General features: G+C 43.8%; 13 protein-coding genes. 9 read left to right on the top strand and 4 right to left on the bottom strand.

Features of this window, described 5'->3' with window-relative positions:
• On the top strand, positions 1-252 hold a 252-nt coding region (locus AC1P5O_RS01705; protein ID WP_499005529.1), incomplete at its 5' end, for a transposase.
• A 293-nt stretch (positions 253-545) separates the two neighbouring features.
• On the opposite strand, the gene AC1P5O_RS01700 is transcribed toward AC1P5O_RS01705, so the two are convergent.
• A complete protein-coding gene (locus AC1P5O_RS01700) occupies positions 546-2,183 on the bottom strand; it encodes a long-chain-fatty-acid--CoA ligase (protein WP_305157774.1) in 1,638 nt (545 codons plus the stop codon).
• A gap of 378 nt (positions 2,184-2,561) precedes the next feature.
• On the opposite strand from AC1P5O_RS01700, the gene AC1P5O_RS01695 reads away from it, so the two are divergent.
• Positions 2,562-3,983: an aminotransferase-like domain-containing protein gene (locus AC1P5O_RS01695; RefSeq protein ID WP_004280396.1), complete on the top strand. Its 1,422-nt coding sequence runs from the start codon at positions 2,562-2,564 to the stop codon at positions 3,981-3,983.
• Between the two features lie 48 nt (positions 3,984-4,031).
• Here the strand turns inward: AC1P5O_RS01695 and AC1P5O_RS01690 are convergent, their stop codons facing one another.
• From AC1P5O_RS01690 to AC1P5O_RS01680, 3 genes are all read right to left on the bottom strand, one after another.
• A complete protein-coding gene (locus AC1P5O_RS01690; RefSeq protein WP_039902226.1) occupies positions 4,032-5,354 on the bottom strand; it encodes a DcaP family trimeric outer membrane transporter in 1,323 nt (440 codons plus the stop codon).
• Between the two features lie 108 nt (positions 5,355-5,462).
• Positions 5,463-6,836 (bottom strand): MFS transporter, encoded by a 1,374-nt coding sequence (locus AC1P5O_RS01685; protein ID WP_039902227.1) that lies wholly within the window; start codon positions 6,834-6,836, stop codon positions 5,463-5,465.
• Positions 6,837-7,066: 230 nt separating this feature from the next.
• Positions 7,067-7,978, bottom strand: coding sequence for a LysR family transcriptional regulator (locus AC1P5O_RS01680; RefSeq protein WP_168386886.1), 912 nt, complete (start codon positions 7,976-7,978; stop codon positions 7,067-7,069).
• Between the two features lie 115 nt (positions 7,979-8,093).
• Here AC1P5O_RS01680 and AC1P5O_RS01675 point away from each other — a divergent pair, with 115 nt between their 5' ends.
• The 7 genes from AC1P5O_RS01675 (at position 8,094) to benD (ending at position 14,440) form a co-directional block, all read left to right on the top strand.
• Complete coding sequence (locus AC1P5O_RS01675; RefSeq protein ID WP_005246249.1) at positions 8,094-9,203, top strand: muconate/chloromuconate family cycloisomerase; 1,110 nt, start codon at positions 8,094-8,096, stop codon at positions 9,201-9,203.
• A gap of 13 nt (positions 9,204-9,216) precedes the next feature.
• Positions 9,217-9,507, top strand: a complete 291-nt coding sequence (gene catC / locus AC1P5O_RS01670; protein ID WP_004647036.1) for a muconolactone Delta-isomerase — start codon at positions 9,217-9,219, stop codon at positions 9,505-9,507.
• 154 nt (positions 9,508-9,661) lie between these two features.
• Entirely contained in the window at positions 9,662-10,582 is a 921-nt protein-coding gene (gene catA / locus AC1P5O_RS01665; protein WP_153566403.1) for a catechol 1,2-dioxygenase, read from the top strand.
• Between the two features lie 71 nt (positions 10,583-10,653).
• Positions 10,654-12,042 carry a benzoate 1,2-dioxygenase large subunit gene (gene benA / locus AC1P5O_RS01660; protein ID WP_153566402.1) on the top strand — a complete coding sequence of 463 codons (1,389 nt, stop codon included), beginning with the start codon at positions 10,654-10,656 and terminating at the stop codon, positions 12,040-12,042.
• Positions 12,039-12,530 (top strand): benzoate 1,2-dioxygenase small subunit, encoded by a 492-nt coding sequence (benB, locus tag AC1P5O_RS01655; protein WP_005096959.1) that lies wholly within the window; start codon positions 12,039-12,041, stop codon positions 12,528-12,530. The genes benA and benB overlap by 4 nt, the downstream gene beginning before the upstream one ends.
• Before the next feature lie 90 nt (positions 12,531-12,620).
• Entirely contained in the window at positions 12,621-13,637 is a 1,017-nt protein-coding gene (gene benC / locus AC1P5O_RS01650; RefSeq protein WP_153566401.1) for a benzoate 1,2-dioxygenase electron transfer component BenC, read from the top strand.
• 17 nt (positions 13,638-13,654) lie between these two features.
• Positions 13,655-14,440 carry a benzoate diol dehydrogenase BenD gene (benD, locus tag AC1P5O_RS01645; RefSeq protein WP_071320741.1) on the top strand — a complete coding sequence of 262 codons (786 nt, stop codon included), beginning with the start codon at positions 13,655-13,657 and terminating at the stop codon, positions 14,438-14,440.
• Positions 14,441-14,470 lie beyond the last annotated feature (30 nt).

The following is a 14,470-nucleotide window of genomic DNA, read 5'->3' as shown; positions in this document are numbered from 1 at the left end:
AGGGGGCTCAGACTATTAACCCCGTCACGCAAGAATATGAAAAATAAACCCATCCAAACTGAAGAAGAAAAACAATTGCTTTGCAGAAGAGGATTGATCGAAACAGTGAATGATCAGTTAAAAAACTTACATCAAATTGACCATTCACGTCATCGTTCGGTGAATAACTTTATGGTGAATATTATGGCTGCTATAGTGGCTTATTGCTTAAATCCAAATAAGCCAACTTTCCAAAACTTGCTAAAAAGCTAAAATATTTCATCGAACTCAGGTTTATTAATGTACAACTGTCTAATTATTATATTGCTCAGGATAAAGAATTCTCACATTCAGACCATGTCAATACAGGTCAAATTATGTGCCTAAGCCATATAATATGACTTTTTGTCGGACAATATCATCTAAAAGTATCGATCAAGGCGATATGGATTGAGAAAAAGCATTTTTAAACAGACAACGCTGCTTAGCCTGTACATAAAAAAACTGATCTCTATTCGAGATCAGTTTTTTGACTTCATGTAGGAATTTTCAGATTAAATGACGCTTTAACCTGCTGCCTGCTCCAAAAGAATAGTCCCATATAATTCACGCAGATCTTTTTTCAGCATTTTACCAGTACCACTGAGTGGAATCGCATCAACAAATACGACTCGGTCTGGAATCTGCCATTTGGCTACCTTGTCTGCATAATATTCCAGCAGATCAATCTCACTTAGCTGGCTGTCCGGCTTTTTAATGGCAATCAATACCGGGCGCTCATCCCATTTAGGATGTTGGGCGGCAATTACGGCAGCCATCGCAATTTCCGGATGTCCCATGGCAATATTCTCCAGTTCCACCGATGAAATCCATTCTCCGCCAGACTTGATTAAATCTTTAGAACGGTCACTGAGTTTCATAAAACCATCCTGATCCAGCGTAGCAATATCGCCGGTATCAAACCAGCCATCTGCAGTTAGTGCTGATTCTTCCTTGCCGAAATAATGGCTGATGACCCAATGCCCTTTGACCTGTAAATTTCCTGTGGTCTGTCCATCACGTTCAATTTCATGCGTCCCTTTTTCTGCATCAGTCAAACGTAGGTCAACCCCGAATGGTGGACGACCTTGGGACAGCCGAATCTGTAATTTTTCTTCATCAGACAGATGTAAATGTTTGGTCTTGAGCTGATTTGCCGTACCCAGTGGACTGATTTCTGTCATGCCCCAGGCATGGATCGTTTCACAATTAAACTGTTCTTTGAAAGCTCTTAACATGGCCGGTGGGCATGCCGATCCACCCACTACATTTCGTTTTAGGCTTTCCAGTTTGGAGCCTGACTGGTTTGCGGCGGCAATCAAACCTTGCCAGATGGTCGGTACGCCAAGTGCTACCGAAACCTGATAAGTATCAATCAGGTTGACCAGACTGGCGCCATCCAGACCCGGTCCAGGAAGGACCAGAGTGCATCCCACCATCGCAGCGGCATACGGCGTGCCCCACGCATTTACATGGAACATAGGCACCACAGGCAACATAATATCGGCAGCTGAGACATTTAAGGAGTCAGGTAAAATGATGGCATAGCTATGTAATACCGTAGAACGATGGCTAAACAGTACACCTTTGGGATTGCCCGTAGTTCCCGAGGTATAACATAAAGAGCTTGCCGAGTTTTCATCAAGTGTTGGCCACTCAAATTCTGTATTTTGCCCGGCAATCAGATCATCATAAAATTGTACTTCTGGAATCGCTTCTCTAACTGCCGGATCAACCGCATCCAGACAGATAAAATGCTCGACTGAGGTCAACAGCGCTTTCACGGCTTTAATTAAAGGGACAAATGTTTTATCGAACAGCACCACGCGATCCGCAGCATCATTAATAATAAAAATCAGCTGTTCCGGAAATAAGCGAGGATTAATGGTATGACAGACCAAGCCGCTGCCAGAAATGGCATACCAGGACTCTAAATGGCGATGATTATTCCAGGCAATAGTCGCGACCCGATCTCCCTGCGCCAAGCCGAGTTGTTGTAATGCATTGGCAAAACGTTTCGAGTTTTGATGAATTTCTCCCCAATTGGTCACTGTAATACTGGTATCGGTATTTTTGGAAATTACCTCGGTATCGGCATGATAGCGTCCTGCATGTTCAATCATGCTGCTGATCAGTAAAGGCTGAAACATCATATTTCCGAGCATTCTCCACTCCTTTGCGCTTGTTATTGGTCCGTATTTTCGTATCGTTGTTATAGTTGCATGATGGCTCGGTCTTAGACCGTCACTTACTTTTTATCATCATGTGGACCGAATTTAGCAAGGAAATCTAACTTTGTAAGTATCGAATTGTGACAAATTAAGCCAAGTGACTGAGGCGTATAAAAATGGGAATACAATTTATGTAGAGATAAAATTTCCACAGAAAATCTGAAACCGGATTTTCACTTTAATTGTCGTGTATCAAGACTCAAGCTTAAAAATAGAATGACAATAAGCCTAGTCCTCCCTTTTGTTATATTAAGCATCTTAAAATATGCTATAAATCAAAATAATTAGAACAGTTATAGTTCAAGAAAGTGTATGTATAAGTCTGAAAAACTGGCACAGAATATCCGTCAGATGATTGAAAATGGCGTATGGAAGGCACATGAAAAATTGCCTTCACTTCGCGAACAGACCCAATTATCTGGTTATAGCCTGATGACGGTACTCAATGCTTATCAGGAACTTGAAGCACAAGGTCTAGTCTATGCCAAAGACAAATCGGGCTATTACGTTGCAGAACACACTCAAGCACTGCTCAATAGCAAACAGTTCGTACAGATTGGTTTAAATCCTAAAATTCAAATCAACTCGGTGGTATTTAATTATTTAAAATCGACTCAGTCAGCCGAAATTGTGCCTTTTGGTTCTGCCTTTCCCAATGCAGAGCTGTTATATAACGCCAAATTTATGCAGATTCTGGCGCAGCAGGCCAAAAGAAAAAGCAGTTATAACAATCAGAATCACATGCCGCCCGGGAATCAGGACTTGAGGCAACTGATTGCTAATCGTTATCAATTACAAGGGATTAAATGCAATCTGGATGACATTGTCATTACATCTGGCGCACTAGAAGCATTGAATCTGTCTTTACAGGCCTTAACCCAACCCGGTGATTTTATTCTGCTACAGCAAACCATATTTTATGGTGCCTGGCAGGCAGCCGAGCGTCTGGGATTACAGGTGATTACGATTCCGGAACATCCACAGTTTGGCTTTGATCTGGAATCATTTGAACAGGCTTTAAAACAGTATCCGATCAAGGTGTGCTGGCTGATGCTGAATGCCCATAATCCGATTGGCTTTACCGTCAGTTCTGAAATCAAACAAAGAATTGCGGAACTCTTGTATGAATATCAGGTGTATTTAATCGAAGATGATGTTTATCAGGAATTAAATTATGGTTCATCCAAACCGCTACCCGTTAAATATTTTGATCGGCATCAGATGGTTTTGCACTGCGCCTCATTTTCGAAAACGCTGGGGATGGGTGCACGCGTCGGTTGGGTGTATGCCGGCCCATTTTCCGATGCCATTCAGCACTTACAGCTCATGAGCACTTTAACAGTCAGTCCCTTACTTCAAAATGCGCTGGTCGAATTTATTTCACATCATCATTATGAAAAACATTTGCGGCATTTAAGGCAGCATCTGGAAAAATATAAAAAGAAATTTTATCAGGAACTCAAAGCAAGTTTGGGAAGCATCTGTGAAATTTACTATTATTCCAGCGGTTATTTTCTTTGGATTGAGTTTCCTAAAGAAGTTGATGCCCAGCAGCTCTATGAACAATTGCTTCAACAACATATTTCAGTTGCCCCTGCACTGCTGTTTAAGCCTGAGCCTACCAGCCAACATTATATTCGGCTGAATTGTTCGTTTGAATGGACAGCCAATATTGAAAATGCAGTCAATCTGCTGACAGAAACCATTCTTCAAAATAGCAAAAGCGCGGATTAATTCATCCACGCTTCTGTTACAGATCAGACTCTCTCATTGAAAGAAGTCTTAGAAGTTGTAAATCGCAACCGCATTGATTCGGTTGTCTTCACCTGTACGACCACTAATTACGTCACCATCAATATTTAATGCAGGCCCATATGCTTCGCGTTCACCATAAATATATTCCAGACCGAAACTTAAAGGTTTGGTTGGGCTATAGAAAACGTTTGCCCAAGCCTGCCACAGATCTTTGTTAACTGTACTTGTATTCACGGCAGTAAGATAGCCATTATCTTGGTCAAAATTCATATAACCATAACCTAATGTACCGCGCAATTTGTCATTAAACTGCTGGGTAATACCTACTGTAATCGAGTCAAATTCACTTTGGTAAAGATTTCCACCTGCTGCAACAACACCTGTATTGGCAAAAGAAACAAAGCTGCTATCGCCTTTAACATGATAATAATCCGCTTTTAAAGTGGTACCCGGTACAACTTCATATTTTGTTCCCAGACCCACACCCCACGCCATTTCTTCATCTTCATTGATACGTTTTTCCTGGCCCATGGCACGCGCACTAACGGTAAGATTATCAGCAAATTTATGATTTAACCGTGCTGTTAAAGCAGGTAGACGCTGCTTAATAGAACCATCTTTTGGATCTTCTACCGCCAGTACCAGATTGGTAGCCGGGCTGAAGGTGCTGGTATGACGAACTTGTGGAGTCCGTTTAATTGAACCGCCAGCATAAACCAGTGCATCTACAGTTTCTGGAATATAATCTGGTACCGCAAAGTTTGACCAGGTTTGACCAATTAACCAGTTGGCATAGCTGATATAAGCATGGCGGATACGTAAATTATCAAAGCTTGCACCGCCCAGAAAGTCTACTTCAACTTTACCACTCAGGGCTTTGTCCCCAGCGCCGACAGGTGCTTTGAAGTCCATTCCTAAGCGGGTAGCAGAAAGTGTTGATCTTAAACGATCACTATTTTCATTATTTCCTTCTAATGCCACAGCATTAATATGGTTGTATGGCAAATCTCGACTGGTTCCCTCTACCTGATAAGAGGCATCGGCTCGGACATTTCCGTAAAGATTAAATTCGGCACCACTGGCAATTTTCATGACAGGTTTGCTTGCTGGAGCGGGTGTTGCTGCAACATGTGCAGTGACCACAGCCGTCTGTCTTTGCTGTTGTTCAACCAGTGCGCGTAAGGCCTGAACTTCCTGGCGCAGTTGTTCAATTTCCTGCTGATTCGACTGAGTGGAGGTTTGTGCTTGAGTCGATAAGCTGATGCCCCCTAAACTCATTGCCATCATGCTCATCAGAACTGTGCGTTTGAATGTGATTGTTGGTTGATTAAATAATTGTGTCGTGTTCATCCTAAACTCGCTTTTTATTATGCGTTTCGATTCTAGCAACAGATCACCACCCGTTACGATGGCGATCTATATCATTGGGAATATTATCTTTATTGATTGAAATCTAACTTAATGTGTCGCTTCTTTTGCCAATGGATTCGGCTTCACATCAGGTGTTGCAAGGGCTTGGCCATCTACGGAAGTTTTTAAGTTCACCAGGAAAATTGCCAGCGCAGCGATTACGCCAGGAATCGCAATTGCAAAGAAGTTCATTTGATGCGGTAAATTCATGGTTAATAAAGCACCAGTGAGTACCGGCCCAACAATCGCACCAATACGTCCAATACCTGATGCCCAACCCATACCGGTAGAACGTACCGTCGATGGATAATACTGCGCCACGAAGGTATAGAGCAGAATTTGTGAGCCAATCGTTGCAGCACCTGCCACAGCAATCAAGGTATACAGCACGAATTGCGGACTGTTAAAGCCAAGCAGAATCAATGCAATGGCACCGCATAAGAACATGATAGTCAGCACTTTTTTGATATGGAATTTATCTGCGAGATACCCACCACCAATGGCACCCACCATTCCACCAATATTCAGCGCGAACAGGAAGATCATACTTGCACCCAGCGAGTAACCTGCCTGAATCATGAGTTTTGGCAACCAGCTACCCAGTGCATAGACCATTAACAGGCACATAAAGAATGCCAGCCAGAACATAAAGGTACTGAAGCTACGGCCTTGTTGAAACAGTGCTTTTAATGGTGCTTCATCCCCTTTTTGCACTTCATTCAGTACAAACTGGGTGTCACTGGTAATGACCTGTGTCGGAGAAATTTTCTGAATAATAGTATGTGCTTGAGCCGTCTGTTGCTTGTTGGTCAGGTACATCAGGGATTCTGGTAAATATTTCCATAGAATCGGCAAGATGAGCAATGGAATACCGGCAAGCAGGAACATGATTTTCCAGCCAAATTGAGGTACCAACCATGCACCGAGTAGCGCAGAAGTCATCCCGCCAATGGCATAACCACTAAACATCAGGGCAACCAGCGTGCTGCGGATGCGTTTAGGGGCATATTCGGTCATCAATGCCACGACGTTAGGCATGACACCGCCAATTCCAAGACCAGCCAGGAAACGTAAAATCCCGAATTCGACTGGTGATGTGGCAAAGGCACCGATAAAGGTAAACCCACTAAAAATAGCCACACAGATCATGATGGTCTTTTTACGGCCGAGTTTATCGGACAAAGTGCCGAAACTCATGGCACCAAACATCATCCCGAATAAGGCAGTACTGGCCAGCATTCCCGCTTGCACCGCACTTAGCGACCATTCTTGCATCAGCAGCGGCAACGCCACCCCATAGATCACCAGGTCATAACCGTCAAAAATAATGATCAGCAAACACCAGATCAATACTCCCCAATGAAAGGGCGTAAACTTTGCCTCGTCAATCAGCGTATTTATATTTACTTTATTTGTAGACATCTCCACCTCCAGATTGTGAAGTTCAACTTATGCTGCTCACAATGCAGAAAATAGGAAAAAATGTCTAAAACTGAATAGGCATGGCTTTATACCTATAAGGTCTGGGTCAAATTAAAATATTCAATTAATTAATAAATATATTACTCAATCATTATGTTTTCTAAAACAGGTTGTTTTTATCACGTCCTCATCGGTTTTTGGTGCTATATCATTCACACGATTTTTAGCGATTAAAATACCGATCGATCGTATTTTAGCGCTTCAAGATCATAGACTTGATACACAGCATCAAACAGGTAACGAATGTATTCGCTTTCATCCATATTGCGCATCGCCATAAAGACAGGACTCACTGCAAAAGCATCTGCTAGAGGTACAAAGTTGAGATGGGCTAATTTAATGTTTTGTGCGCTTTCCGGTACGATGCAGACGCCTTCTCCGGCAGCGACAAAGCCCAGTGCCAGCTGTAACTCACGGACAATCCGGATATTTTTCGGTTCAAGACCATACTCAGAAAATATGCCACGAACCTGGGTAGAGAAATTTGCCTTTCCAGTATTCGGATATAAGAACAGATGCTGATCGACCAGTTCAGATAAATGTATATTTTCACGATGACCCAGTACATGACTTGAATGAGCTGCCACCACTAGGCGTTCTTCACGCAATAACACGCGTTTTATCGCAGGATCCGAAATTCTTAAACGGCCGAAACCGACATCAATTCTTCCTTCTTTCAGCGCCTGAATCTGTTCATAGGTATTCATTTCCATCATCTCGATTTTGAGATAAGGATGCTGCTGCTTAAATAGAAACACAATACGCGATAGTAAACCGAATAATAAAGATCCGACAAAACCAATGCTAATAGTGCGATCCGCGATGCCAATCCGCTTGGTCATCGATTTTATTTCTTCAGCATTAGACAAAAGTTTAACAGCATGCTGATAGAAAAATTGACCGGCTTCAGTGGTTTTTAGCGGGCGGCTACCACGCTCAAATAGCTGAATATCGAGCTCTTGCTCTAGATTTTGGATCTGTCGGCTCAAAGGTGGTTGAGCAATAAACAGTTTTTCTGCCGCTTTGGTAAAACTTTGTTCTTCGACGACGGCAACGAAGTAACGCAAATGTCTGAGTTCCATGTCTCTGAATACCTTTAAAGTATAAAAAAATGCTAAATCGATCTTAGACCAATCAACATTATTCTTTTAAGGTATATCAAGTCAAAGCATTAAAGCAAGAATGTGAACCCGTATTATGTATAAGTCAGTTGAAACCTTGCTGGTAGAAATCCCAACCATTCGCCCTCACAAGATGGCAGTGGCGACGATGCAAACCCAGACCCTGGTATTGGTCAAAATCACCAATGAAGATGGTTACATCGGTTGGGGTGAAGCAACAACTATCGGTGGCTTAGGTTATGGTGATGAAAGCCCGGAAAGCGTAAAAGTTAATATTGAAACTTATTTTGCGCCTCTTTTAAAAACATTATCCGGTTTAAATGTTGCACAGACATTACAAGCAATCAAAAAGAATATTAATGGTAACCGTTTTGCTAAATGTGCGATTCAGACTGCACTTTTAGACATTCAGGCACAACGTTTAGGTTTGCCATTAAGCGAAGTCCTCGGTGGCCGCTTACGTGACAGTATTCCAGTTCTTTGGGTATTGGCTTCTGGCAATACCGAAAAAGATATTGCAGAAGCAGAGAAAATGGTTGCGGCAAAACGTCACAACATTTTCAAACTCAAAATCGGTTCGCGTCCGGTAGAAGAAGATGTCGAACATGTTCTGGCAATTAAGAAAGCCTTAGGCAAAGACGTTTCGATCCGTGTGGATGTGAACCGTGCCTGGTCAGAACTGGAAGCGATTAAAGGCATTCAGTTATTGCAAGATGGCGGTGTTGATCTGATTGAACAGCCATGTGCAATTGATAACCTGGATGCCATGCGCCGTCTGACCCGACGTTTTGATGTTGCCATCATGGCAGACGAATCGTTAATGGGCCCGCACTCAGCGTATGAGATTGCCAAACAAAACGGTTCTTCTGTGTTTGCGGTCAAAGTTGCCCAGTCAGGTGGCCTGATTGAAGGCTGTGAAGTAGGCAAGATTGCCAAACTTGCAGGTATTGACCTGTATGGCGGCACCATGCTGGAAGGCCCGGTGGGCACAATTGCTTCGGCACATGTGTTCTCTACTTTTGAAAGTCTGGCGTTCGGTACCGAGCTGTTTGGTCCTCTACTGCTGACTGAAGATATTTTGAAAACCCCACTCAACTATCAAAACTTTGAACTTGAGATTCCGAAAGGACCAGGTCTGGGGATTGAGTTGGATGAAAACAAGATTGACAACTTGCGTCGTCAGTAATTAGGAGAAACCCATGCTTTTCCACGTACGTATGGATGTAAACATTCCACGTGATCTGCCAGTTGAACAGGCAAACGAAATTAAGGCTGTTGAAAAGGCTTATTCACAGGAATTGCAGCGTCAAGGCAAATGGCGTCATATCTGGCGCATCACGGGCCAGTACTCAAATATCAGTATTTTTGATGTTGAAAGCAATGAAGAGTTGCACAACCTGCTACAAGGCTTGCCTCTCTATCCTTATATGAATATTGAAGTAATGGCATTAAACCGTCACCCATCTTCAGTTCGAGATGACGACAGTTGATTAAATGAGCGGATTGGGAGTCACCGGATTCCCCTTCCGAATCGAAAACAGAGGGTACCTCAACAAGGATTGTGGCCAGCCAGATTTAGCCAGCCAATGAAAGCTAAAAAAGTGCGCCACTAAAAGATGAAAGACATACTTTAGGAGCAATAGTATGAATCGCCAAGAAATTGATGCATTAGTTAAGCAAATGAACGTTGATACAGCGACAGGTCCTGTAGATGAACGTGTACAACAAGTTGTTGTGCGTTTATTGGGCGACCTTTTCCAGGCTATCGAAGATCTTGATATTTCTCAGTCAGAACTGTGGAAAGGTCTGGAATACTTTACTGATGCCGGTCAAGCGAACGAATTAGGTTTATTGGCTGCAGGTTTGGGTCTGGAGCATTACCTAGACTTACGTGCTGATGAAGCGGATGCTAAAGCAGGCATTACTGGCGGTACGCCACGTACGATTGAAGGTCCACTTTATGTCGCTGGCGCACCTGAAACTGTAAGCTTTGCGCGTATGGATGATGGTTCTGAAGAAGGCAAAATCCCGACTTTAATCATTGAAGGTACAGTGACGGATACTGACGGCAACCGTGTTGAAGGTGCCAAAGTTGAAATCTGGCATGCAAACAGCCTGGGCAACTACTCATTCTTTGACAAGTCACAGTCTGACTTTAACTTGCGTCGCAGCATCATTACCGCTGCCGATGGTCAATATACTGCATTGACTACAATGCCAGTGGGTTATGGCTGCCCTCCAGAAGGTACAACTCAGTTTGTACTGGACAAACTAGGCCGTCACGGTAACCGTCCATCGCACGTACATTACTTCGTATCTGCACCGGGTTACCGCAAGCTGACTACTCAATTCAATATTGAAGGCGACCAATACCTGTGGGATGACTTTGCATTCGCTACTCGTGAAGGCTTGGTTGCAACTGCGGTTGACGTGACTGATGAAGCTGAAATTGCAAAACGTAGTCTAAACGGTCCTTTCAAACACATTCAATTTGATATTGAACTCGTGAAAGAGAAACAAGACGCACCTTCTACTGAAGTTGATCGTCGCCGCGCTAGCGCTTAATACATTAAGAAGCGGGATATGCCTTGAGATATATCCCGCTGACTTCCCCCTTGGAAAGTCGGAGAAAGGACATGCCTCGTATTCCCGTAATTAACACCAGCCATTTAGACCGCATTGACGAATTACTGGTTGATGATTATGAATCTGGTGAATTTAAACTACACCGTTCAGTATTTACAGACCAGGCCCTGTTTGACCTTGAGATGAAATACATCTTTGAAGGCAACTGGGTTTATCTAGCACATGAAAGCCAGATTCCAAACAATAACGACTTCTATACTACCTATATGGGTCGTCAGCCGATCATCATTGCGCGTAACCGTCAAGGTGAACTGAATGCAATGATCAATGCCTGTTCGCATCGCGGTGCACAATTATGCCGTAACAAGAAAGGCAATAAAGCAACTTATACTTGCCCATTCCATGGCTGGACGTTCAATAACTCCGGCAAGTTATTAAAAGTTAAAGATCCGGCTGAAGCGGGTTATTCAGACTGCTTTAACAAAGACGGTTCACATGACCTGAAAAAGGTTGCGCGTTTTGAAAGCTATAAAGGTTTCCTGTTCGGCAGCTTGAATCCGGATGTCCCTGCTCTGGAAGAATACCTGGGTGAAGCGACCAAAATCATTGACATGATCGTGGATCAGTCTGAACAAGGTCTGGAAGTTTTACGTGGTTCTTCGACTTATACCTATGAAGGTAACTGGAAGTTGACTGCTGAAAACGGTGCTGATGGTTATCACGTGTCTGCTGTACATTGGAACTATGCTGCAACCACTCAGCAACGTAAAGAAAAACAGGCGGGTGACAACATCCGTGCCATGAGCGCAGGCGCATGGGGCAAACAAGGCGGTGGTTCTTACGGCTTTGAACACGGTCATATGCTGCTTTGGACTCAATGGGCTAACCCGGAAGACCGTCCTAACTTTGCCAAGAAAGATGAATACACTGCGCAATATGGCGAAGCCATGGCGAAGTGGATGATCGAACGTTCACGTAACCTGTGTATCTATCCAAACGTTTACTTCATGGATCAGTTCGGTTCACAAATCCGTGTCCTACGCCCGATTTCTGTCGATAAGACTGAAGTGACGATCTACTGTATCGCACCTGTAGGCGAAGAGCCAGAAGCGCGTACCCGTCGTATCCGTCAGTACGAAGACTTCTTTAACGCTTCAGGTATGGCAACTCCGGATGACCTGGAAGAATTCCGTGCTTGTCAGGCGGGTTATGCCGGTATCGCGCTTGAGTGGAACGATATGTGTCGCGGTTCTAAACACTGGATCCAAGGCCCGGACGATGCAGCCAACGAAATCGGTTTAAAACCAAAACTGTCTGGTATTAAAACTGAAGATGAAGGTCTATACCTGTCTCAGCACCAGTACTGGTTAGAATTGATCAAAAAAGGTATTGCGACTGAGAAAGAAATTGCAGCATCAACTGAAGGAGAAAACGCATGAGCGACATCACTTTAGAAAATATTGCTCAGTTCCTGTATCAAGAAGCCCGCTTTTTAGATGATGAACAATGGGATGACTGGTTAACTTGTTATGCTCCTACTGCATCTTTCTGGATGCCAGCTTGGGATGATGATGACAAGCTGACCACAGATCCGCAGTCTGAAATCTCGTTGATTTACTATCCAGACCGTCAAGGTTTAGAAGATCGCGTGTTCCGGATCAAGACTGAACGTTCATCTGCAACCATGCCGGATACACGTACCTGCCATAACCTTAGCAATATTGAAATTGTTGAACGTGATGGCGACAAAGTGACTGTACGTTTTAACTGGAATACTTTGAGCTTCCGTTACAAAACAAGTTACAGCTACTTCGGTATGTCTCGTTATGAAATTGATTTCTCAGGCGATAAACCGCAGATTTTAAGCAAATATGTGGTACTGAAAAACGATTACATCAACCAGGTTATCGACATTTATCACCTCTAAGACTGTTTATACAGCCAGGTTATGCCTTTCGGTCAGATGGAAAATTGGCTGAAAGGCTCAGTTACAAAGATTTATATAGGATATTCAGCCATGTCAAACCACAATGTTGCACTTCAATTTGAAGATGGCGTTACACGTTTTATTTCTGTTTCTGACGGAGAAACCCTGTCAGACGCAGCTTACCGTCAAAAGATCAATATTCCTTTGGACTGCCGTGATGGTGCTTGTGGAACGTGTCGTGCGTTTTGTGAATCAGGTTCATTTGACATGCCTGAAGAAACCTATATTGAAGATGCACTAACACCTGAAGAAGCCGCTGAAGGCTATATTCTGGCTTGTCAATGTAAACCGACTTCAGATGCAGTGTTCCAGATTCAGGCCTCTTCAGAAGTTTGCAAAACTGAAATTCATGAATTCAAGGGTACGCTGGCTCGTGTCGAAAACCTGTCTGATTCAACCATTACTTTTGATATCCAGTTAGATGAAGGTCAACCAGACATTCACTTCCTAGCAGGTCAATATGTCAATGTCGGAATTCCAGGCACCACAGAGACCCGTTCTTATTCATTCAGCTCAAAACCGGGTAATCGTCTGACTGGTTTCGTAGTACGTAATGTACCGAATGGGAAAATGAGTGAATTCTTGAGCAAAAATGCCCAAGCTGGCGACAAAATGACCTTTACTGGTCCATTTGGTAGCTTCTACCTGCGCCCTGTGACCCGTCCTGTCTTGATGCTGGCGGGTGGTACAGGTATTGCACCATTCATGTCAATGCTACAAGTACTGGAAGAAAAAGGTTCAGAACATCCAGTGCGTTTAGTATTTGGTGTGACCAATGATTTCGACTTGGTAGCGATTGAAAAACTGAACGAACTGCAAGACAAATTCCCATGGTTCGAATACCGCACAGTGGTTGCTAACCCGGAATCTGCACATGAGCGTAAAGGCTATGTAACCGGTCATATCGAAAACGAATGGCTAAATGGCGGTGATGTAGATGTCTACCTGTGTGGCCCTGTACCAATGGTTGAAGCGGTTCGCGGCTGGCTGGATGCTGAAGGCGTAAAACCTGCAAGCTTCCTGTTTGAAAAATTCTCTGCCAACTAATAGAGGGAATTTGTTCAATGTCTAATCGTCAAAGATTTGAAAATAAAGTCGTAATCGTGACCGGTGCCGCGCAAGGCATCGGTCGTGGTGTCGCGCTGCAAGTGGCGAGCGAAGGTGCTCAAGTCGTCATGGCTGACCTTTCCCCTTATGTGGAAGAAGTTCTGGCTGAAATTGAAGCGACTGGCGGTGATGCGATTACCGTGAAAGCCAATCTGGAAACGTTTGCTGGTGCCCAGTCAGTCGTTGAAAAAGCCCTAGAAACCTATGGCCGTGTCGATGCGTTAATCAACAACGTGGGTGGCGCGATCTGGATGAAACCTTTCGAAGAATTTTCTGAAGAGGAAATTATCAAGGAAGTGAACCGTTCATTGTTCCCGACGCTGTGGTGCTGCCGTGCAGTACTTCCGGAAATGATTAAAAATCAGAAAGGTACCATTGTAAACGTATCTTCTATTGCGACACGCGGCATTAACCGTGTGCCATATTCGGCATCGAAAGGTGGTGTGAACGGCCTGACCGCTTCCCTTGCCTTTGAACATGCTAAAGACGGAATCCGTGTCAATGCAATCGCGACAGGTGGTACTGAAGCACCACCACGTAAAGTACCGCGCAATGCCAATCCACTGACTGAATCTGAAAAACAATGGATGCAGCAAGTGGTTGATCAGACCATTGACCGTACTTTCATGGGACGCTACGGTACGATTCAGGAGCAAGTGAATGCAATTGTATTCTTGGCTTCGGATGAATCATCTTATATGACAGGTACAGTAGTACCGGTCGGTGGTGGTGATCAGGGCTAATCCTGATCATCACGATTTTTAACAGGCTCA

Source organism: Prolinoborus fasciculus (genome assembly GCF_056724605.1).
The sequence above is the reverse complement of the archived record's forward strand: the minus strand, read 5'-3'. Positions and strand labels throughout refer to the sequence as shown.